At 64.3% G+C, this 21,318-nt stretch carries 21 protein-coding genes; 5 read left to right on the forward strand and 16 right to left on the reverse strand.

Going from position 1 to position 21,318, the window contains the following annotated elements:
• Positions 1 to 7: 7 nt before the first annotated feature.
• The 6 genes from FXB38_RS04130 to FXB38_RS04155 all read right to left on the reverse strand — a co-directional run bounded on the left by FXB38_RS04130 (position 8) and on the right by FXB38_RS04155 (position 5,878).
• A complete protein-coding gene (locus tag FXB38_RS04130; protein ID WP_148749501.1) occupies positions 8 to 793 on the reverse strand; it encodes an ABC transporter permease in 786 nt (261 codons plus the stop codon).
• Positions 790 to 1,602 (reverse strand): ABC transporter permease, encoded by an 813-nt coding sequence (locus FXB38_RS04135; RefSeq protein ID WP_148749654.1) that lies wholly within the window; start codon positions 1,600 to 1,602, stop codon positions 790 to 792. Before FXB38_RS04135 ends, FXB38_RS04130 begins: the two co-directional genes overlap by 4 nt.
• A gap of 64 nt (positions 1,603 to 1,666) precedes the next feature.
• Positions 1,667 to 2,713, reverse strand: a complete 1,047-nt coding sequence (locus tag FXB38_RS04140) for an ABC transporter substrate-binding protein (protein WP_187434649.1) — start codon at positions 2,711 to 2,713, stop codon at positions 1,667 to 1,669.
• A 29-nt stretch (positions 2,714 to 2,742) separates the two neighbouring features.
• Positions 2,743 to 4,050: an NAD(P)/FAD-dependent oxidoreductase gene (locus FXB38_RS04145; RefSeq protein WP_148749502.1), complete on the reverse strand. Its 1,308-nt coding sequence runs from the start codon at positions 4,048 to 4,050 to the stop codon at positions 2,743 to 2,745.
• Positions 4,047 to 4,763, reverse strand: coding sequence for an HAD family hydrolase (locus tag FXB38_RS04150; RefSeq protein ID WP_148749503.1), 717 nt, complete (start codon positions 4,761 to 4,763; stop codon positions 4,047 to 4,049). The genes FXB38_RS04145 and FXB38_RS04150 overlap by 4 nt, the downstream gene beginning before the upstream one ends.
• A 35-nt stretch (positions 4,764 to 4,798) precedes the next feature.
• Positions 4,799 to 5,878 (reverse strand): ABC transporter ATP-binding protein, encoded by a 1,080-nt coding sequence (locus FXB38_RS04155; protein ID WP_148749504.1) that lies wholly within the window; start codon positions 5,876 to 5,878, stop codon positions 4,799 to 4,801.
• 212 nt (positions 5,879 to 6,090) lie between these two features.
• Here FXB38_RS04155 and FXB38_RS04160 point away from each other — a divergent pair, with 212 nt between their 5' ends.
• Positions 6,091 to 7,029 (forward strand): LysR family transcriptional regulator, encoded by a 939-nt coding sequence (locus FXB38_RS04160; protein ID WP_148749505.1) that lies wholly within the window; start codon positions 6,091 to 6,093, stop codon positions 7,027 to 7,029.
• Between the two features lie 230 nt (positions 7,030 to 7,259).
• On the opposite strand, the gene uxuA is transcribed toward FXB38_RS04160, so the two are convergent.
• The 6 genes from uxuA to FXB38_RS04190 form a co-directional block, all read right to left on the reverse strand.
• The gene (gene uxuA, locus FXB38_RS04165) at positions 7,260 to 8,450 is read right to left on the reverse strand and encodes a mannonate dehydratase (RefSeq protein ID WP_148749506.1); all 1,191 of its coding nucleotides are present in this window, start codon (positions 8,448 to 8,450) and stop codon (positions 7,260 to 7,262) included.
• Positions 8,451 to 8,463: 13 nt separating this feature from the next.
• A complete protein-coding gene (locus tag FXB38_RS04170; RefSeq protein ID WP_148749507.1) occupies positions 8,464 to 9,513 on the reverse strand; it encodes an L-idonate 5-dehydrogenase in 1,050 nt (349 codons plus the stop codon).
• Positions 9,510 to 10,916, reverse strand: a complete 1,407-nt coding sequence (locus FXB38_RS04175; RefSeq protein ID WP_148749508.1) for a TRAP transporter large permease — start codon at positions 10,914 to 10,916, stop codon at positions 9,510 to 9,512. Before FXB38_RS04175 ends, FXB38_RS04170 begins: the two co-directional genes overlap by 4 nt.
• Positions 10,917 to 10,920: 4 nt before the next feature.
• Positions 10,921 to 11,499 carry a TRAP transporter small permease gene (locus tag FXB38_RS04180; protein WP_148749509.1) on the reverse strand — a complete coding sequence of 193 codons (579 nt, stop codon included), beginning with the start codon at positions 11,497 to 11,499 and terminating at the stop codon, positions 10,921 to 10,923.
• 191 nt (positions 11,500 to 11,690) lie between these two features.
• Positions 11,691 to 12,623 (reverse strand): sialic acid TRAP transporter substrate-binding protein SiaP, encoded by a 933-nt coding sequence (locus FXB38_RS04185; protein WP_148749655.1) that lies wholly within the window; start codon positions 12,621 to 12,623, stop codon positions 11,691 to 11,693.
• A gap of 113 nt (positions 12,624 to 12,736) precedes the next feature.
• Complete coding sequence (locus FXB38_RS04190) at positions 12,737 to 13,546, reverse strand: FadR/GntR family transcriptional regulator (RefSeq protein ID WP_148749510.1); 810 nt, start codon at positions 13,544 to 13,546, stop codon at positions 12,737 to 12,739.
• A gap of 136 nt (positions 13,547 to 13,682) precedes the next feature.
• Between FXB38_RS04190 and FXB38_RS04195 the strand changes: the two genes are divergently transcribed.
• Positions 13,683 to 15,179 (forward strand): mannitol dehydrogenase family protein, encoded by a 1,497-nt coding sequence (locus FXB38_RS04195; RefSeq protein ID WP_148749511.1) that lies wholly within the window; start codon positions 13,683 to 13,685, stop codon positions 15,177 to 15,179.
• An 89-nt stretch (positions 15,180 to 15,268) separates the two neighbouring features.
• Entirely contained in the window at positions 15,269 to 15,676 is a 408-nt protein-coding gene (locus FXB38_RS04200) for a nuclear transport factor 2 family protein (protein WP_148749512.1), read from the forward strand.
• Positions 15,677 to 15,719: 43 nt separating this feature from the next.
• On the opposite strand, the gene FXB38_RS04205 is transcribed toward FXB38_RS04200, so the two are convergent.
• On the reverse strand, positions 15,720 to 16,442 hold the full coding sequence (locus tag FXB38_RS04205; RefSeq protein WP_148749513.1) for an HAD family hydrolase: 723 nt from the start codon (positions 16,440 to 16,442) through the stop codon (positions 15,720 to 15,722).
• 144 nt (positions 16,443 to 16,586) lie between these two features.
• On the opposite strand from FXB38_RS04205, the gene FXB38_RS04210 reads away from it, so the two are divergent.
• Positions 16,587 to 17,438, forward strand: a complete 852-nt coding sequence (locus tag FXB38_RS04210; protein WP_148749514.1) for an SDR family oxidoreductase — start codon at positions 16,587 to 16,589, stop codon at positions 17,436 to 17,438.
• 36 nt (positions 17,439 to 17,474) lie between these two features.
• Here the strand turns inward: FXB38_RS04210 and FXB38_RS04215 are convergent, their stop codons facing one another.
• Positions 17,475 to 18,362 carry a dienelactone hydrolase family protein gene (locus FXB38_RS04215; RefSeq protein WP_148749515.1) on the reverse strand — a complete coding sequence of 296 codons (888 nt, stop codon included), beginning with the start codon at positions 18,360 to 18,362 and terminating at the stop codon, positions 17,475 to 17,477.
• 108 nt (positions 18,363 to 18,470) lie between these two features.
• The gene (locus tag FXB38_RS44585) at positions 18,471 to 18,605 is read right to left on the reverse strand and encodes a hypothetical protein (protein ID WP_283812712.1); all 135 of its coding nucleotides are present in this window, start codon (positions 18,603 to 18,605) and stop codon (positions 18,471 to 18,473) included.
• A gap of 574 nt (positions 18,606 to 19,179) precedes the next feature.
• Between FXB38_RS44585 and FXB38_RS04220 the strand changes: the two genes are divergently transcribed.
• A complete protein-coding gene (locus tag FXB38_RS04220; protein WP_148749516.1) occupies positions 19,180 to 19,758 on the forward strand; it encodes a MarR family winged helix-turn-helix transcriptional regulator in 579 nt (192 codons plus the stop codon).
• Between the two features lie 13 nt (positions 19,759 to 19,771).
• Here the strand turns inward: FXB38_RS04220 and FXB38_RS04225 are convergent, their stop codons facing one another.
• Positions 19,772 to 20,704, reverse strand: coding sequence for a hypothetical protein (locus FXB38_RS04225; protein WP_148749517.1), 933 nt, complete (start codon positions 20,702 to 20,704; stop codon positions 19,772 to 19,774).
• Positions 20,705 to 21,318 lie beyond the last annotated feature (614 nt).

The raw sequence follows: 21,318 nt of genomic DNA on the forward strand, positions 1-21,318 counted from the left end.
ACCGCCCTCACCCGCTCCGCTTCTGCCGCGTGCTCGCCAATAGCAACAGCATGAACGACGCCGCCGTCATCAGCGTCGAGATCGCTGCGATGGTCGGATCGATCTCATCGCGGAGCGCGGTGAACATGCGCTTGGTCAGCGGCTGATACTGGCCGCCGGAGATGAACAGGGCGACGATAGTCTCGTCCATCGCCGAGATGAAAGCGAAGATGCCGCCGGCGACCACGCTGGACTTGATCTGCGGCAGCGTCACCGCAAAGAAGCTGCGCAGGCGGTTCATGCCGAGGCTGCGGGCCACCATCTCCTGCGCGGGGTCGAAGCTTTGCAAGCCTGCGAGCACCGAGATGACGACGTAAGGCAGGCCGAGCATCACATTCGCCAGCACGAGGCCCGGCAAGGTCGCCACCAGGCCGACCTTGGCATAGACGAAGAAGATGCCGACCGCGGTGATGATGATCGGCACCACCAGCGGCAGCAGCAGCGTCATGTGGATGACGCGCATGACGCGCAGCTTCGACTGGCTGATGGCATAGGCGGCGGCGACGCCACACGGCGTTGCGATCACCACCGTGAGCAGCGCAACCGTCAGCGTCACCCGCGTCGCCTGCATCCAGGCCGGATTGGCGAAATATTGCTGATACCAGCGCAGCGAGAACGACGGCGGCGGGAAGGTCAGGAAGCGCGCGCTGGAGAATGAGATCGGAGCGATGATCAGCACCGGCAGGATCAGATAGACCAGCACCAGCGTGCTGATCACGTAGAGGGCGATCCGTGGGGGCGAGATGCGCGTCATTTCTGCCCCAGCACGCGATCGAGCGAGATGAAGCGGCTGACGACGAAGAAGATCAAGAGCACGCTGAGCAGCAGCACCACGGCGACCGCGCTGGCCGCACCGAACTGGTTGTAGAGCTCGACATTGCGGCTCACCAGCATCGACACCATCACCGTGCGGCCGCCGCCGAGCAATTCCGGCGTGATGTAGAAGCCGAGGCAGAGCACGAACACCATGGTGCAGCCGGCGAGCACGCCGGGCAGCGACAGCGGCAGGAACACGCGGGCAAACGTCAGCGACGGGCTCGCACCCAGGCTGGCGCCGGCCTGCATCAGATCGCCGGGGATTTTTTGCATGGTGGCGTAGAGCGGCAGCACCATGAAGGGCAGCAGAATGTGCACGGTAGCGACCACCGTGCCGAACGTATTGTGCGCCAGCGCCAGCGGCTCGGAGATGACGTCGAGATAACGCAACAACTGGTTGATCACGCCGGTGCGCTGGAGCAGCGCGAGCCAGGCATAGGCGCGCACCAGCACGGACGTCCAGAACGGCAGCACCACCAGCGACAGGATCAGGATGCTCCATCCCTTCGGCACGGAATTGGCGAGATAGGCCACGGGATAGCCAAGCAGCAGCGCGATGATGGTGACTGCGAGGCTGATCTCGAAGGTCAGCGCGAAGCTCCGCCAGTAGATGTCTTCGGTGAAGACGCGGCGATAATTCTCCAGCGTGAAGCCGTCATGGTAGATCGACTGCCAGGCGAGCCAGCCGACCGGCAGCACGATCAGCAACAGAATCACCAGCAGCGCCGGCGACACCAGCGCTAGCATCAGGCCGTGCTCACGGCGCTGATGCTTTTGCGATGGATCTGGCACAGATGTCACCAAGGCTGCCTCACTTCTGCATGAAGGATGCCCAGCGCTTCTCGGCGGCTTCGCCGGCCGGCGAGGACCACCAGGCGTAGGACATCAGCGCCTGCTTGGCCGCATTGGCCGGCTCGCTCGGCAATTGCGCGGCGCGCTCGGGCTTGATCACGCTGGTCTCGAACGCCTTGGGATTGCCCGGGCCGTAATCGATGTTGAGCGGCAGATTGGCCTGGTGCACGGGATCGACGGCCTCGTTGAGGAACTTCACCGCGGTGTCGAGGTTCGGCGCGCCCTTGAGGATGCAGAGCGAGGTGCTCTGCAGGATGCCCTGGTTGTAGGTGAAGGCGACCTTGGCGCCCTCCTTCGCCACCGCGCTGACGCGGCCGTTCCAGGCCATCTCCATGTCGACCTCGCCGTCATTGAGGAGCTGCGCCGACTGCGCGCCTGACGTCCACCACACCGTAATGTTCGGCTTGATCTCCTCGAGCTTCTTGAAGGCGCGATCGACGTCGAGCGGATAAAGCTTGTCAGGCGCGACACCGTCGGCCATCAGCGCCGCTTCCAGCGTGGCGATCGGATGGTTGCGCAGCGCGCGGCGGCCGGGGAATTTCTTGACGTCCCAGAAATCGGCCCAGCTGTTCGGCGCATCCTTCGGGAACGTCTTCTGGCTAAAGGCCAGCACGCTGGAATAGAATTCGTAGGACACCGAGTATGGGCTGCGATAGGCCTCAGGCATCGCCGCCGCGTTCGGGATCTTCGAGAAGTCGAGCTTCTCGATCAGCCCCTGCTCGCCGCCGCGCAGGCAATAGCCGGTCGGCGTGTCCACCACGTCCCAGATCGGCTTGCCGCTGCCGACCTGGGTCTTGATCGCGGGCCAGGCGTCGGGGATGGAATCCTGGTTGATGGTGATGCCGAGCTTCTTGGCGGAGGGATCGAGGATCGCCACCGTCTGCGCCTGCTGATAGGCGCCGCCCTGCGAGACGAAGGTGATCTGCTCGGCGGCATCAGCCGCGGTAGTCAATCCCATCGCGCCCAGCAGCGCGCAGCCCAATCCCAAATTCCGTTTCGTCTTCATCCTCGCCTCCTCCATCGCCAAAAAAGATCTCACCGACCGATCGCATCGAGAAACTGGTACCAGCCGGCGACCATGCGCACGGCGGGCTCGCGCAGCGGATAGAGCGGAATGGCCTTCATGCGGCTGACGTCGAGCAGCCCGACATCGGGCGTCTCGCCGCGGACCAAGGCGGCGAGATAGCGGCCCATCAGGCTCGACATGGCGACGCCCGCACCGTTGTAGCCCATCGAGACCAGCGTGCGGTCGTCGATCCGGCCGATATGCGGCACCGAGTCCAAGGTCATGCCGACCAGGCCCGACCATTTGTAGGCAAGCGGGACATCGGCCAGATCGGGGAAGATGCCGATCATCGCCTTGCGCAACGCGTCGAAGGCGGCTTGCGAGTCCTGCTCGCCGAAGGCGCCGCGGCCACCAAAGATCACGCGGTTGTCGACCATGCGGAACCAGCGCATCATGCGCTTGGTCTCGGTGTAGGTGCGTCCGGTCGGCATCAGCCGCCCCGCGAGATTGCGCGGCAGTTGTTCGGTCGCGATGATCGCGCTGCGGAACGGGATCAGCGTGCGCTGCATGCGCGCGGTCGCGCCGGTCAGATCGGAATAGCTGTTGGTGGCGATGATCGCCTGCCTGGCGCGCACCGCGCCCTGCGGCGTCTCGGCGACGGTGCCGCCGTTCTCGCGCTGGAGTTTGATCACCGGCGATTGCTGGAAGATCGGAACGCCTTGGCGCGCCACGCCATCGGCGAGGCCGCGCAGATAGTTCAGCGGATGGATGCCGCCCGAGCCGGGATTGAGCACGCCGCCGACAAAGATGTCGGAGCCGGTCTCGTCGCGCACTTGCCGCTTGTCGAGGATCCGAACCTCGGCCGAGCCCATCTCGCGCGTCATCCAGTTGGCTTCGTCTATCGCGGCTTTCAGCGTGGTCTCGTTATGCGCGGCCTTGACCTGGCCGGTGCGGGTCAGGTTTGCGCTGGTGATACCGAATTCGGAGACCAGCTCCTCGACGATGTCAGTGGATTCATGCGCGATCTCATACATGCGCTTTGCCATGGCGCGGCCATGGCTGGCGTCGATCTCGCGGAACGAGAGCCGAAACTTTGCGGTGATCACGCCGCCATTGCGCCCGCTCGCGCCCCAACCGGGACGATTGGCTTCCAGCACGACCGGCGCGAGACCACTCTTGGCGATGTGGTGCGCGGCGGACAGGCCGGTATAGCCCGCACCGATGATCACCACATCCGCCTGTTGCTCGCCCGACAGGACCGGAAACGCGCGCGCCGGCTCCGCCGTGGCTTCCCACAGCGAATTGGCCGATGGCAGCGCGTTCCAGTCCCGTGTCATGCCGCCGGCCCGATCGCGGCATCCGCGAGCGCCTTCAGCGTCGGGAAATGAAAGTCCGGCTTGGTCAGCGTCTCCACGGCCGGCGTGCCGCCAAAACCGGCGATGCCCTGGCGGCGCTCGATCCAGCACACCTTGTAGCCGAGTTTCCGCGCGATCCCGATGTCGTGGTACTGACTCTGCGCGACATGCAGGATATCGGACTGCTTGTAGCCGAACGCGGACTGACGCCCCTTGTTGTAGGCGAAGAATTCCGGATTGGGTTTTGCAACGCCGGTCTCGTCGGCGCAGACGGTGTCGTCGAAGGGATTGCCGAGCGAGTGCGCGTAACAGGACAGCGCGACGCGGTCGGCATTGGTCATCGCGACCAGCCGGAATTTCGTGCGCAGGCGCTTCAGAGCCTCGACCGAGTCCGGGAAGGGCCCCCAGCGCAGCACCGAAAGCTGGAACATGTCGCAGGACGCGTCGTCAGACGACAGCCCGAGCTCCTTGGCGAGATAGCGATAGACGTGGAACATCACCTCGCTGGAGCGCTCGTAATGCTTGTCGCGGCCGCGCTTGTAGGATTCGAAGATCTTGTCGTCGCTGAGCTCGGCCGGCGTCTTGCCCGAGATCCTGCGCACCGCGGCGAGCACGCCGGTCTCGAAATCGATCAAGGTGCCGACGACGTCGAAGGTGAGGACCTTGAAATTGCTGAACGCGGCTTGGGTCGACATATCGGTTTCTTCTCTCGGTTGGACAAGGCTGAAGTTCAGTCCGCTCTGGGCACGACGATGGTGTCCTCGGGGTGAAGGGTGACGGTGAGGCTGCCGCCGAGCGGTGGGATGCGGCCGTAGGCCTGGTGATAGGCCGGCTGGCGCAGGCTGAGCGCGATGCCGTCAGTCAGCGCCAGAAAGATGCGCAGGCTCTCGCCCTGGTAGACGATGTCGGTGACCGTCCCGGTCAGGCGGTTGCAGGCGGCGTCCTGCGCGCCGTCATCGATCAGGAGCTTTTCGCTGTGCACGGCGAGCATCAAGGCGTCGCCGTCGGGAATGGCGCGGGCGCTGCGCAAAAGCGCATTGCCGAGCGCGACGCTGGAGCCATCGACACGGCGGACCGGCAGCATGGTCGCCTCGCCGATAAAGCTGGCAACAAAGGAATCGGCGGGATGATCATGCAGCCGCGCAGGTTCGTCGATCTGGATCAAGCGGCCGTCCTTCATCACGGCGACGCGGTCGCTCATGGTCAGCGCCTCGCGCTGGTCGTGGGTGACATAGATGATGGTCGCGCCGATACGCCGGTGCAGCGCGCGCAGCTCGATCTGCATGGATTCGCGGAGCTGCTTGTCGAGCGCGGAGAGCGGCTCGTCCATCAGGATCAGACGCGGCTCGAAGATCATGGCGCGTGCGAGCGCGACGCGCTGGCGCTGGCCGCCGGAAAGCTGCGCAATGCCGCGCTCGTCGTAGCCGGCAAGGCCCACCATCGATAGCGCCGCGCGTACCTTGTCGGGCCAGCTCGCTTTCGGCAGGCGCCGCGCGCGCAGCGGAAAGGCGACGTTCTCGCCGACGCTCATATGCGGGAACAGCGCGTAGTTCTGGAACACGACGCCGATGTCGCGCTTGTGCGGCGGCATCCAGGTGACGTCGCGGCCGCCGAAGAGAACTGTGCCTGATGTCGGCAAGATGAAGCCGCCCAGAATTCCTAGCAGCGTGGTCTTGCCGGAGCCGGAGGGACCGAGCAGCGAGACGAACTCGCCGGCGCCGACATTGAGGGAAACGTCGTCGAGGGCGCGAACGGCACCGTACGCCTTGCTGGCGGACCTGATCTCGACGCTTTCCGCTCGTTTGTTCAACGATCGACCTCGCCTCGTTCCCTGCGATGGCGTGCCTCACTGCGCGCCATAAGCCTGCATTATAGACAGCGTTTTGGAGCATTCGCGGATGCAGCGTGCGCCGCACCAAAGCTTGTTCCAAACACCCTGTCTTTAGGCTGCGGTGCCAATGACACCAGACTTGGCAAAACTCGGCAATTGCCAAATTCTCACCGCGCTCATAACATGACGTTATGCCCGAGCTGCGCCGGATGCTGCCTTCCAGTAATGCCCTGTTCGTCTTCGACGCAGCGGCGCGCAATGGCAGCTTCACGGCGGCCGCCGCCGAATTGAATGTCACGCAGCCCGCAGTGAGCCGCATGCTCGGCCAGTTCGAGGAGCATCTCGGCGTCCGCTTGTTCGACCGCAAGGCGGGCCGCGCGATGCTCACCGAGGAAGGCGAGCTGTTGTATCGCCGCGTGCTCGAAGGCTTTCGCAGCATCGAGACGGGTCTCACCGAGATCGAGCGGCGCCGCAAGGGCACCGAGACGGTGACGCTGTCGGTCTCCTCCGCCTTCACCACGCATTGGCTGATGCCGCGCATCGACAAGCTGCAGCGGCAGTTTCCCCAGGCCGATCTGCGCTTCCAGCTAATCTCCGGCGCGCTGCGTGGGCCGGTCGAGAATGTCGATCTCGGCATGCGTTTTCGCGATCGCGAGGAGCCGTCGTCCGGCGGCACGCTGGTGATGAGGGAAGTGATGCTGCCGATGTGCAGCCCCGGCTATCTTGGCGAGACCGATCCCACCGAGGGCAACACCATCATCCGCCTCGCCGAGACGCCGGGCGACTGGGCCGCGGATTATTCGTCGCTGCTCACCGGCCGGCGTGGCGCCGCCAAGGCGTTGAGCTTCACCGATTATGCCGTCGTGATGCAGGCGGCCCTGCTTGGCCAGGGCATCGCGCTCGGCTGGCTGACGGTCGCCTCGCACTGGTTGCTGACCGGCGCGCTGGTACCGGCTTCCGACCGGCTCACCACCACGCGCCGCATCTGCGAATTCCTGCCGCCGCGCAACCGGCCGATGCGCCCCATCGCTGCGGAGATCCGCGACTGGATCCTCGCCCAGATGCAAAGCGAGATCGCCGCGATCGACAGGCTCTATCCCCAGCTCGGCGCGATGGCCGCCTGCTACTGAGTGGCCAGCGAACATTCACGGGAGGTCGTTATGCCCGGACCTGTCCCGGGCATCCACGTTCTTTGTGCCGCGGGGCAAAACGTGGATGGCTGGGACAAGGCCCGGCCATCCACGTTGTGGAAGCTTCGGCGCCTCTCTCGCTCCACGTCATTGCGAGCGCAGCCAAGCAATCCAGAGTCTTTCCACGGAGGGATTCTCGATTGCTTCGCTGCGCTCGCAATGACGGTTCTTCAACGATGCTCGATCGCGCGGATCGCGCCGCGGAGCTCGGCGAGGCCGCGGAGGCGGCCGATGGCAGTATAGCCGGGATTGGTGCGCTTGGTCGCGGCGAGATCATCGAGCATGCGGTGGCCGTGGTCAGGGCGGAATACGATTTGCCTGTCCGGTGACCGCCGCGCGTTCTCCTTCAACAGCGCCTTGAGCACCGCGACCATGTCGACGTCGCCGTCGAGATGATCGGACTCGTGGAACGTCAGACCATCGGCCTCGCGCTTGGTCGCGCGCAGATGGGCAAAGGCGATACGCGGGCCGAAACGTTCGGCCATCGCAGGCAGATTGTTCTCGGCGCGCACGCCGAGCGAGCCGGTGCACAGGCAGATGCCGTTGGCCTTGGACGGCACGGCGTCGAACAGCGCTTGATAATCCTCTGCCGTGGACGCAACGCGCGGCAGGCCGAACAGCGGGCGCGGCGGATCATCCGGGTGCAGCGTCAGCGACACGCCGAGCTGCTCGGCGACCGGCGCGACACGCGCGAGGAATTCGGCGAGATGCTGCCGCAGGATCTTCGGCGTGATGTCACGATAGGTCTCTAACCGGTCGCGGAATTGCGGGATCGTCATCGGCTCGGTGGTCGAGCCCGGCAGCGCGCTGGCGATCGCCATGATGAGATAGTCGATGTCGGCCCGGCTCATCTTCTCGAACAGCGCTTTTGCGCGGGCCTGCTGCTCCGGCGAATATTCCTGCACGGCCGCGGGGCGCTTGAGGATATGCAGCTCGAACGCCGCAAAGCGGTCCTGGTCGAAGCGCATGGCGCGGGCGCCGTTCGGCAGCTCCCATTCGAGATCGGTCCGGCACCAGTCGACCACGGGCATGAAATTGTAGCAAATGATCTTGATGCCGCTGGCCGCGACCGCCTCCAGGCTCGCGATCCACGCTTCGATCGACTGCGTCGCCCTGGCCCCGAGGCGCTTGACGTCGTCGGGGATCGGAATCGATTCCACCACCGACCACGTCAGCTGCGAGCGGCCCGGCTGGCCGTTCTCGATGAAATTCTTGCGCTCCTCGACCGCCTTGCGCGTCCAGGCCTCGCCAATCGGCACCTGATGCAGCGCCGAGACGATATCGCTCGCCCCGGCCTGCCTGACATCGTCGAGCGAGACCGGATCATCCGGTCCGTACCAGCGCCATCCTTCGAGCATCATGTAGAACCTCCGATCAGTTCGCGGTCAGCACGACCTTGACGCTCTGCGAGCGGTCGAGCGCCAATCGCAACGCGTCGGGCGCGGTCGAAAGCGGCCGCTCGGCGGTGACCAGCGACAGCACGTCGACGCTGCCCGCACCAATCAGTTCCACCGCTGTCATGAATTCAAGCCCGAACCGGAACGAGCCGCGCAGGTCGATCTCCTTCGCCATCACGGCATTCGACGGTGTCGGAATCTGGCCGCCCGGCAGATTGCCGATCTGCACCACCACGCCGCCGCGCCTGATAATGCCGATCGCGCTTGCGAGCCCCGCGGCCGTGCCCGAGACCTCGAATGCAACGTCGTAGGGCCGCGAGGCGGCCTGCGCCTTGAGGCCCTCGTCACCATTTGCGACGTTCTCGACATGCGATGCACCGAGCCGGGTCGCGAAGGCGAGCGGGGCCGGCGCGATGTCGGCCACAGTGATGTCAGCCATGCCGGCGCGGTGTGCGGCCAGCATGGTCAGAAGCCCGATCGGGCCGGCGCCAAAAATAATGCCACGCTTGCCCTGGATGTTGCCGGCGCGCGCGACCGCGTGCAGGCAGACCGCGAGCGGCTCGGCCAGCGCCGCGGCCTGATAGGACACATGATCCGGGATCTTGACGCACTGCGCCGGGATCGCATCGAAATAATTGGCAAAGCCGCCCTGCATGTGCGGTGTCTTCGACGCAGAGCCCATGAAGTAGATATTTTCGCAGAGGTTTTGGCGACCCTCGCGGCAGGCGCCGCAATGGCCGCACCAGCGCGACGGGTTGACGGCGACGCGGTCGCCGACCCTCAGGTTGGCTGCGGAGCCCGCGATCTCGACGACCTGGCCCGAGATCTCGTGACCGAGCACCAGCGGCGATTTCACCACGAAATCGCCGGTCCGGGCGTGGCGGAAGTAATGCATGTCCGAGCCGCAGATGCCGCCGGCCCCGAAACGGATGCGCACCATGCCGTCGGCCAGCTTGTCGAGCGGATGCTCGATCATGCGCAGGTCTTCGGGGCCGAACAGGGTTGCGGCGAGAGAGGTCGATGTCATTTGGAAAGTCCCATGTATTTCGGCAGCCAGAGGGTCAGTTCGGGAATGTAGGTGATCGCGATCAGTGCAAGCATCAGCGGCACCAACCAGGGCAGGATCGCGACCGTCGTGCGCTCGACCGAGAGCTTCGCCACGCGGGCAAGCACGAACAGCACCATGCCGAGCGGCGGATGCAACAGGCCGATCATCAGGTTCAGCGTCATGATCAGGCCGAAATGGATCGGATCGATGCCGAGCTTGAGCACGATCGGCAGCAGGATCGGCACCAGAATGGTGATCGCCGCCGTGGTGTCGATGAAGCAGCCGACGAACAGGATCAACACGTTGGCGAGCGCCAGGAACACCCATTTGTTGTGGGTGATGCTGAGCATCCAGTCCGAGAGCAATTGGGCAGCCTGCGACACCGTCAGCAGCCAGGCGAAGATCGAGGCGGCGGTGACGATGAACAGCACCGAGGCCGTGGTCTCGATGGTGTCGAAGGTCGCCTTCGCCACAGTCTTCAAGGTCATGGTGCGGTAGCGCACGAGGCCAAGGAACAGCGACCAGATTACCGCCGCAACAGCGGCTTCAGTCGGCGTGAACCAGCCGAGGGTCATGCCGCCGATCAGGATGACGGGCGCCATCAGCGCCATCACCGCGGAGAAGTCGAAATACCAGTCGATCGCGAGCAGCACACCGAGCCCGATCACGACGGCCAGGTTGATCGACATGCCGGCGAGCGTCATCAGCCAGATCGCGAGCGGGAACGCGAGCACGATGGCGATCTCGAGGCCGGCCGAGCCGAGCTGCGGCCAGGAGAACGGCGTGTCGCTGCCCCATTTGTTCCTGTGCGCGAAGTAGGTGACGGTGGCCATCATCAGCAGCGTCAGGACGACGCCCGGAATGACGCCGCCCAGAAACAGCGCGCCGATCGAGACGTTGGCCATCATGCCGTAGATCACGAAAGGCAGCGACGGCGGAATGATCGGGCCGAGCGTGGCCGAAGCCGCAGTGACGCCGACCGAGAACTCGGTGGTGTAGCCATGGTCCTTCATCGCCTTGATCTCGATGGTGCCGAGGCCAGCGGCATCCGCGATCGCGGTGCCGGACATGCCGGAGAAGATCACCGAGCCGATGATGTTGACGTGGCCGAGGCCGCCGCGCATCCAGCCGACCAGCGCGACCGCGAATTTGTAGATGCGCCCGGTGACGCCGGCGATGTTCATGAGATTGCCGGCCAGGATGAAGAAGGGCACGGCGAGCAGCGGAAAGCTCTCGACGCCGGCGATCATGCGCTGCGCCAGCGTGACGTCGGGCGTCACGCCGCTGACCAGGATGTAGAGCAGCGACGACGCGGCCATGGCAATCGCCACGGGAACGCCGAGCAGCATCAGGACGAGAAAGCCTCCAAGCAACAGCAGCATGGCGTTATCCTTCAAAACCGTCGTAGGCGCCGGGACGTTCGAGGATCGAATAGCCCTGTCGCAGATGTTGCAGCGCGACCTGCAGCGAGCGCACGAACATCAGCACGAAGCCAAGCAGCACGGCGTAATAGACGTAATTCTTGGGAAAGTTGATCGTGGTCATGGACTCGTCGCCGATGATCTGGATGTAGACCCAGACCAGCTTGACGGCGTAGCCGAAGAAGGCGATCCGGATCAGGTCGATCGCTGTTGACAGCGTGCGCGCCGCGAGATGCGGCAGGTAGCGGTAGATCAGGTCGACCTGGATATGCCGCGACAGCCGCACGCACATCGAGGCGCCGATGAAGACCACGCCGATCAGGCAATAGGTCGCGATCTCCTCGGTCCAGGCGTAGCTGTCGTTGAGGACATAGCGGGTGAAGAACTGCAGGAAGACGGCGAGCGCCATCACCCAGAAGATCGCCAGCGCGATCCAGTCCTCGAACGCGTAGATGCCGAGATCGACCTTCGGCGTAGCCTCTTCCTCGAAGGTATGGGCGATCTCGTCGGCGGTGATCTGCCGGTGCACTTCGGCGGTCGACATGTGGTTACTCCTTGGAGAACGTGAACGTCATTCCGGGTCGGCGCGTGAGCGTCGAACCCACTCTTCTCCTCATCCTGAGGAGCGCGGAACGCGCATCTCGAAGGATGGCCCCGGGCGACACCGGGGCCTCCATGGTTCGAGACGCGCGTTCCGCGCTCCTCACCATGAGGGTCTTAGAACGCAAGCGTCCGTTACTTCACCGCCTGGATCCGTTCCCAATCGGCCTTGCGATACCCAAAGGTCTCGAACGAAACGTTCTTCAGCACGATGTCGCGGAACTCGTTCTTGTCGACCTCGGTCACGGTCAGGCCCTTCTCCTTGAAGAAGGCGACGAGCTTGGCCTCGTTCTGCTTGATCTCCTCGGTGGCCTTGGCGGCGGCCTCCTGCGCGACGTCGGTGAAGATCTTCTTGTCCTCGTCGCTGAGCTTCTTCCAGAGCGCTCCGGCCACCACCGTGTTGAGGTGATCGACGATGTGGCCGGTCAGCACGATGTGCTTCTGCACCTCGTAGAACTTCTTGGCCTCGATCGTGGTCAGCGGGTTCTCCTGCGCCTCGACGGTGCCGTTCTGGAGCGCGAGATAGACTTCGGCAAACGCGATTGGCGCCGTGTTGGCGCCGCAGGCGCGCGGCATTGCGAGATAGGCCGGCACGTCGGGCACGCGCATCTTCAGGCCCTTCAGGTCCGCGCAGGTCTTGATCGGCTTGTTCGTGGAGGTCTGGCGCACGCCATAATAGGTCACCGCGATGATGTGGTGACCGCTCTTGTCCTCATAACCCTTGGCGAGCTCCCTGAAGATGTCGCTCTTGGTGTAGGCGAGCAGATGATCGGCGTCGCGGAATGTGTAGGGATAATAGGTCACGCCGATCGGCGGAAAGCTCTTGGCCGCGAAGCTCGATCCAGAAATGATGATGTCGACCGAGCCGAGCGAGAGGCCCTGGTTGATGTCGGCTTCCTTGCCGAGCTGGGAGGCCGGATAGACGTCGATCTGATAGCGCCCGTTGGTGCGCTTGCCGATCTCCTGTGCGGCCCAGACCGAAGCGGTGTGGAACGGCTCCGAGGTCTCGTAGACATGAGCCCATTTCAGCTTGGTCTGCGCCAGGCCGGCATGGGTCGTCGCGAACATTGCAGCGGCCGAGACCGCCAGCACCGTCGTTATCTTCTTCAACACTGAATATTCTCCCTGACTTAAGTCTGCTTCTTGTTCACCCGCCCCAAACCGAAGCGAGCCGCCCAATCTCATCGCCGCCGCGCGCTGCCGCTTTTGGCCTGCTTCTTCGACGGTCGTTTTGGCTTCGCCGGAGCTGCGCCGGATCGCGCGGTCCGTTTCCGCATCGCCGGCGATCCCGTGGCGCTCTCGGCGCCAAAATTCTGCGCAAAACGCTCCTGCGAATGCGCGAGATGATCGCGCATCGCGTCGCGGGCCGCCGTTGGCTGACGCGTCGCAATGGCATCGCGCACGGCCCGATGCTCGCCGAGCGCGGTGCGCCAGGTGCCGGGATTCTCAAAATAATGCGCAAGCTGCGCGAAATAGGGATTGAGCCGCTGGTCGAACAGCTCGCCGACCACGCGCACCAGCACGGCGTTGCCGAGGCATCCGGCGATCGCGATGTGGAAGGCGCGGTCATGGACCATCGAGGCTTCGCCGGGGTGCGCGACGTTCTCCATCGCGACCAGGGCGGCATCGATGCGTGCGATATCGTCCCTGGTCGCCACGCGCGCGGCCTGCTCGGCGATGGCGCTTTCGAGGAATTCGCGGGCGCGCAACAGCTCGAATGGCCCCTCTATCACGGCGGACGGCGTTGGCGTGGCGTCCGAAGGGTCGATCACATAGATGCCGGACCCGACGCGAATGCGGACGCGTCCTTCCACTTCGAGCGCGATCAGGGCTTCGCGCACCGTCGGCCGCGATACCCTGAGCTGATCGGCGAGCTCGCGCTCGGTCGGCAGGCGACTGCCGACGGCGTACTCGCCGCTGTCGATCAGGCTTCGCAATTGATCGGCGATTTGGCGATAAAGCCGTCTCGCCTCCACGGCTTCCAGCGGCACGCTGGCCTCCCCTATAGATCTCGCCGGTCGATCCGGCGGCCCGCCAATTTTGGATAATTGGCCTTACCAATTGACCGAAGCATTGACCGAGGACGGCCGCCATGTCAAGCAGCCGCCAAACACAGGGAGAGACACCATGCGGCTTAGTTCAACGCGCCTTGGCCGCGCCAATCTCGACCGGCTGGCACCTCGCAGCCGCCGCCCGGCCTACGACCGTTCACGCGTGACGCCCGGCATCGTGCATCTCGGTCTTGGCGCCTTTCATCGCGCCCATCAGGCGGTCGTCATCGACGATTGCCTCGCCGCCGGCGCCACGTCATCGGCCAGCTCTTGGGGCATCATCGGCGCGAGCCTGCGCAGTCCGGACACGCGCGACGCCCTCGCCCCGCAGGATCATCTCTACACGGTCGCCGTGCGCGCCGCCGAAGGCACCGAGCATCGCGTCATCGGCGCGTTGCTCGACAGCGTCGTCGCGCGCGAAAAGCCGGGCGCGCTGGTCGAGCGGATGGCCAATCCCGCCATTCGCATCGTCTCGCTCACCGTGACCGAAAAGGGCTATTGCCACACGCCGCAGACCGGCGATCTCGACGAGCGGCATCCTGATGTCGTGCACGATCTCAACAATTTTGACGCGCCACGCTCGGCGCCCGGCTTCATCGTGGCCGCACTGGCGCGGCGACGGGCGCAGGGGCTTTCGCCGTTCACCGTGCTGTGCTGCGACAACCTCGCCGCCAACGGCCACACCGTGCAGCGGATCGTGACGCAGTTCGCGGCACTCCGCTCGAAGGACCTCGGCAAATGGATCGCGGATACCGTTGCCTTCCCCTGCACCATGGTCGATCGCATCGTGCCGGAAACGACGGATGCCGACCGCGATGCGGTCGCCGCGGCACTTGGGATGCGTGACGCCTGGCCTGTTATGACCGAGCCGTTCACGCAATGGGTGGTCGAGGATCGCTTTGCCGCGGGCAGGCCCGATCTCGCCGCCGCGGGCGTCGAGCTCGTCACCGACGTCAAGCCGTTCGAGTTGATGAAGCTGCGGCTGCTCAACGCCAGCCACTCCGCGCTCGCCTATCTCGGCTATCTCGCCGGCTACGAGACCATCGCCGATACCATGCGGGATCCGTATTTCGCGCGCCTCGCCGCGCAGGTGATGGAAGAGGCCGCGGTGACGCTGACGATGCCTGCGGGCACCGATCTCGCCGCCTATCGCGCCTCGCTGCTCAAGCGTTTCGCCAATCCGGCGCTGCATCACCGCACTTGGCAGATCGCAATGGACGGCTCGCAAAAGCTGCCACAGCGGCTGCTCGGCGCGATGCAGGATCGCCTCGCCAAAAACCTGCCGATCGCGACGCACGCGCTCGCGGTGGCGGGCTGGATGCGCTACGTCACCGCACTTGACGAGCAGGGCCGCGCCATCGACGTGCGCGATCCCCTCGCCGCCGAGCTCGCGGGCCTGGCGCGCGAGGCCGGTCCCGTCGCGGAACGGCTGGCGCCCGCATTGCTCGGCGTGGAAAAAGTGTTTGGACCGCTCGGTGCCGAGCCGCGCCTGCGCGAGGCCGTGACCGCGGCGCTCGGCCGTCTCTTCAAGGAAGGTGCGCGGCGCGCGGTGGAGACGCACGTTTCGGCATGATCAGAAAGTGGGCAATAATGCTGCACTGCGTCCAAAGTCGGACTGAAGTCGCGCTTGATTTTTGCCTGCCGTTGCCGCACCCGAGAGGCATGGCAAAGGACAACAAGGTCATCGCCGCGAACGCGGCTTTTTACGCCGCCTTCGCGACCGGCGATTTCGACGAAATGAAGCGGATGTGGGCGGATGACGACGCCATTTCCTGCATTCATCCCGGCTGGCCCGCGATCGTCGGCCACGCCACCGTGATCGGAAGCTGGCGCGACATCCTGCAGAACCCGGAACGTCCGCAGATCGTCTGCGCCGAGCCGCAGGCGATCGTCGACGGTGACAGTGCGCGCGTGCTCTGCATCGAGATCGTCGACGGCACCGCGCTCGCCGCCGCCAACCATTTTCGGCGCGTCGGCGACGGCTGGCTTCTGGTGCATCACCAATCGAGCCCGATTGCGCAGATTGTCGAGCAGGCTGAGGACGATAGAGCCAGCCACCGGGTGCACTGACCGCGCCAGCGTTGTACTGTGCATGGGGTTGTTTTGCGGTTTTTTATTTGACGGCGAGTTCCGACAGATCGTCCAGCACCACGCGAGCCGCGCTGAAATCATCATCCTGGAAAAACATGCTGCGCGTGATGAGCACGGGAATGTCGGCCCGCGAGGCCGCAATCAGCCCATTGGCAGAATCCTCGATCGCGACGCATTTGGACGGCGCCAGCTTCAATCGCGCCAGGACTTCGAGATAGACATCCGGCGCCGGCTTCTTGTGCCTCACATCGTCACCGGCAACGATCGCATCAAAATCCGCGGCCCAGCGCGCCCCCAGCGCCCGCGACATCAGCGCATCGATGTTTCCATGCGACGTCGTGGTCGCAATCGCAAGCCGCTGGCCACGCGCCTTGGCAGCAGCGAGCAGATCCGTCACACCGGCCCGCAAGGGGCAGCAACCGGTCTCGACCAGCTCGGCATAATGGGCGGTCTTGATGCGGTGGAGCTCGGCGATATCGGCATCCGACAGGGGCGGCGCGACCCACTGCCTGGTGTGGAAGGCGCGGATGCGTTCCTTGCCGCCGGTCACGCGCAGCAGGTCCTTGTAGGCGGCGCGGTCCCAATGCCAGTCGAGACCGTGACGGGCAAAGGCGTGGTTGAAGGCCCGCCGGTGCAGCTCCTCCGTCTCGGCCAGCGTCCCGTCGACGTCGAGGATCAGCGCGGCCGCGCTCCGGACCAGATCCGCCGCGCCGGATCGCGCTATGATGGCCACGTCCGCCTGCATGGTCGACGCCTCCCTGTCACGAGCGAGCATCGCCCGAGGCAGCCGGCGAGTAAAATCGCAATATCTTTTGCCCGACCCAAAAATCTCTTATGAGCGGAGGTGCGCTGCGGCGCGAACGGGAACTCCGACCTGCACAGGAGACGCATGCGGCTCTTCATCCTCGGCCTCGGCTACAGCGCCCGGCATTTCGTCCGCAAATTCGGCGGCAGCTTCTCGCATGTCGCCGGCACGGTCCGCGATCCCGCCGCGCAGGTCGACCTTGCCGGGATCGAAGTGCATGGCTTTTCCGGCAGCCGCCCGGCTGACGCGACGGTCGACAGTATCGGCGATGCCGATGTCCTTGTGATATCGATCCCGCCGGGCGGCACCGGAGACCCCGCAATCGCGGCGCTCGGCGACGTGCTCGCGGCGGGCCGCCACAAGGTCGTCTATCTCTCCACCATCGGCGTCTACGGCGATCGCGCCGGCGGATGGGTGGACGAGAGCACGCCGCCGCAGTCCACCCTCGACCGCGCACGGATGCGGATCGCGGCGGAGCAGGCCTGGACGAAGACGGCACGCCGCGACGTCGCGATCCTGCGGCTAGCCGGCATCTACGGCCCCGGCCGCAACGCGCTGGTGACGCTGCGCAGCGGCACGGCACGGCGCATCATCAAGCCCGGCCAGATCTTCAACCGCATTCATGTCGACGATATCGCCAGCGCCATCATGGCCGCGATCAACCACAACAGCGGCGGCACCTGGAACGTCTGCGACGACGAGCCCGCACCGCCTCAGGACGTGATCGCCTACGCCGCGCAGCTGATGGGCATCGCTCCGCCGGACGAAGAAGCTTTCGCGACCGCCGAGATGTCGGCGATGGCGCGCAGCTTCTATGCCAGCAGCGCCCGCGTCTCCAACGCGCGGCTGAAGCAAGAGCTCGGCGTCGCGCTGGCCTATCCGACCTATCGGCACGGCCTCGATGCGCTGTGGCGAGCGGGCGACGGACGCGCTTAAAAGGGCGGCCGATCGGCCGCCCTTTTATATTCAGCGTCAGCTCAACACGCCGTATTTCTTGAACCAGGCCTGCGCCTGCTTCCAGGCATCCTCCGCAGCATCCTTGCGGTAGCTGCCGCGATAGTCGGCATGGAAGCCGTGCGGCGCTTCCGGATAGATCTTGAATTCGGCCGTCTTCTTGTTCTGCTCGAGCGCCGCCTTGAGCTGCTCGACCTGGGCCACGGGAATGCCGGTGTCGGCGCCGCCATAGAGGCCGAGCACCGGCGCCTTCATCTCAGGCGCGAGCTGCAGCGGGCTCTTCGGCCACAGCGGATTGGGCGCATCGACCGGCGGACCGTAGAAGGCAACGCCGGCCTTGAGCGTGCCGTTATGGGCGGCATATTCCCAGACCGTGCGGCCGCCGCGGCAGAAGCCGATGATGCCGAGCTTCGCGGTGTCGCCGCCTTGCGATCCCGCCCAGGCCACCGTCGCGTCGAGATCGGAGAGCAGCTCGGCGTCCGGCTTGGCGTTGACGACCGGCAAGAGGTCCTTGATGTCGGTGATCTTGGTGAGGTCCGTGCCCTTGCGGAAGTAATAGTCGGGCGCAACCGCGAAGGCGCCGAGCTTGGCGAGGCGCCGCGTCACGTCCTTGATGTATTCGTGCAGACCAAAGATCTCCATCGCGACGATGATCACCGGAGCCTTGGTGTTACCGGCGGGGCGGGCGAAATAGGCCGGCATTTCCTCGGAACCGACCTTGATCTTGGCATCTCCAGCCTGGAGGCCGCCGGTGTCGGTCGTGATCACCTCGGCGCGGACCGGCCCTGCCGCAAGCGTGTAGCCCGCAGCAACGGCCGCCGTGGCGCTCATGAAGCCGCGGCGCGACACCGGGGGCGGCTCAATCAGCCCTATAACGTCAGACGTGATGATGGTTTCGATACTCATCGGTTGGTCCTTCCTGATGCCTTGCCCCAGTGTCTGAACCTTCAGGCGAGGCATTCGCCGATAATTGCCGGCGAAACGCAAATCACCAGCCTGCGAGCGCCGGGCCTTTCAGATCCGGCGATCACGCCGCTTCACCGGCGCCGTCTCCGGCATCAGGCTCATCGCGACAGTCCGACGGCCAAGCACGATGCCGCCGATCGGCCGCGTCACGAAGCCGGCGCCGATGGTCGCAAGCGACAGCATCAGACTGCCAAACTCACTTCCGGCGGCCAGTGCCGCGCGTTTGACGTTGAACGGCTCTGCTTGGAGAGGCTGAACTTGAAAAGGCTTTGCTCGCTTCCCGACGACACTCTCGAATTCCCAAGTGAATGTGTGCCCGATTTAACCGCGTGACCGCATTGCGTCGCAACATCCATTAACCGAAAAAGGGGTTCTCCCGCTGCCAGCGGCGCCATCACGCGTCGCAGATTGTGTGCGGTTTCGCGCAATTCGAAACGTCTCGCCGCAACTATCGGGCTCGATCGTGGCCGCAACGACACATGATGTTGCCCGGGCACAGCATACCGCGCGACATTTGAGTGAGAGACCGCACCATTTGACTGAAGTTTTCAGATCAGTTGAGCCGTCATATTTACTCGAACTTTCTTCGTGACGCTCTAGTTCCACTCCCGAATGTTCCATCTCCAGAACGGAGAAGCGTCTTCCAAGCCGGCAATTGTTTCCGCTTCGAGCGAAGCTCGACAGCCTCATTCTGACCCGCAGCGATTGCGCTACCGACGGCTCAATTGAATAAAGCTTTATCTGATCTGGCATCGATATGAATTTGGCTCGCGAAGCAATTGAATTATTGGGACAGGTGGCGCGAATCCTGTGGTTCGAAGGCACCAAAAACGGCATGCGCGATCGCGAGTGGATGGCGTTGCGCTTTCTGTCCCGTGCCAACCGGTTCTCAAGGACACCTTCGGCGCTGGCAAGCTATGTCGGCACCACGCGCGGCACCGCCTCATTCATCATCGGCGAGCTCGAGCGGCTCGGCTATGTGGAGCGGAAGCGCTCCGCCACAGACAAGCGCTCGGTGATGCTGAGCGTGACGCAGCAGGGCAAGAAATTTCTGGCTCGCGATCCCGTCAATGGCCTCGTCGAGGCCATCGCCGTCCTCGATGACGACAGCAAGATCCGCTTTCGCGACACCTTGCGACACGTGCTCGATCAGGCGGACGTCGCCGAACAGCGGCACCACACCGACGTCTGCAAGCGATGCATTTTCCTCCGGGAGGATCGTACTGCTTCCGAGAACAAGACGACGGTCGAATTCACCTGCCGGCTGTTTCGCGCGCCGATCGCCGAACCCGAGATCGACCTGCTATGCACCAGCTTCGAGCATCACCGACAATAGAATTGTCCGCCGCTCATTTGCGCGCCGAGTAGACAACGCCGCCACTGGTTTCCACCACCAGACGGCCGTTCTCGTTCCTGATCTCCTCGATGCGACCGAGATTGGGGACCTGCTGGCCGAGCACGGCCTCGACGACACCGCTCGGCCCCTGCAGGATCGCAATGCCTTCATAAGCCTGGCGAACCGACCAGCCCTTGACCGCCTTTCGCGGTACCGAGCTGCGTTCGGCCGGAGACACCGAGCCCGTGGTCTCGGGTGCCGCGACCGAGGCCATCATCGGCATTGCCGGCGACGGCTGCGCAGCAACGGGAGGCGGCGGCTGGACCTGGACCTGGGCGAGCCTGTCGAGCTTCGCGGTCGAGGACGAGCTCACACGCTCGATGCGATCCAGATTCTCGGCGAACCGGCCGAAACGGTCGCTGGTTGCCTTGCTCGACTGATCGACGGCGGTTCGCAGGCCGTCGAGATTCTCGGACACGCCGGACAATTGCTTGCGCAGCTGCGCGACCGTATCGCGCAGGTTCCTGATCTCGGCACTGGCCGCGGCATTTGTCTGGCTCGGCTGCGTGGTGAGATAGGCAATGACGCCGGTGCAGGCGCAGACCACCAGGATGGCGGCAACCGCCAATGTCGCGAGCGGCGCGACCCATGTCGGACGCGGCGGCGGCGGCTTGGCCACGATCACCGCCGGCTTGATCACGACCGGCGCAGGCTTTGGTATCGCCATCTTGTCGAGGCGCGCCTTGGCGCGAATACGCTTCAATCCCTCGAGCGCTGCTTTGGCTGCAACTTCGTCACTCGCTGCCGATACGGGCTTCACGCCTGCCGCGGGCTTGGCCGCGCGCGGCGCATTATTGCTCTTCGTGTCGCGCGCTTCCGGAGCCGGCTTCGCCGCTGCGGTCAAATCCGCAGTTTCGGCAGGACGCGTTTTTCCATCGGACAACATTTGAAAATGCTCCGTTCGTTTTCGATCTGTTGAACGAAGCTAGTCGGCGAAGCTTGCCTGAAACGTGCGCATCAAAAAATCTTTTCGTCACAAACAATGCGGCGTCGAATGAGTCCAACGCGTCATGCACGAGGCGAAAGTGCGACTCGAAAGACACACACTCGCCAAGATTTCGCCAAGCTGGAGTCCCACCGCCATTCATGAGTCGAATTGTCGCAGGCGGGTGTGCGGCCAGGAGAGTCAATCCGGGATTGAAATCCCCTCCCTACGGCGGCTCTGCGCCCCTACCCAAAACAGCTATGTTTCTACGGGTATATGGAACTTTATGACCGTCACGGTGCAAAAGTAGTTCGACATCCAAATCAACTAATGAGCTTTGACATACAAAGAAACAACCGGAAACAAACCAACAGCATCAAGCACACGTAGCAAACGCTTTGTTTCGCACGCTTGATCGGGAATCGGCAATTGTTACGGTCCTACACAAGTGATTCTCGCCAGTTGGCGAGGAGATCGACTGAGTTCAGTAGCGTTCGGACCCAATCGGCAACGTACGCAACTGCTCTAGGTCGCTGTCTCACCGCTCCGCGGGGTGATCCGTAAAACACCCGCCG

It is taken from the genome of Bradyrhizobium cytisi (assembly GCF_008123515.1).
Lineage (GTDB): Bacteria > Pseudomonadota > Alphaproteobacteria > Rhizobiales > Xanthobacteraceae > Bradyrhizobium > Bradyrhizobium cytisi.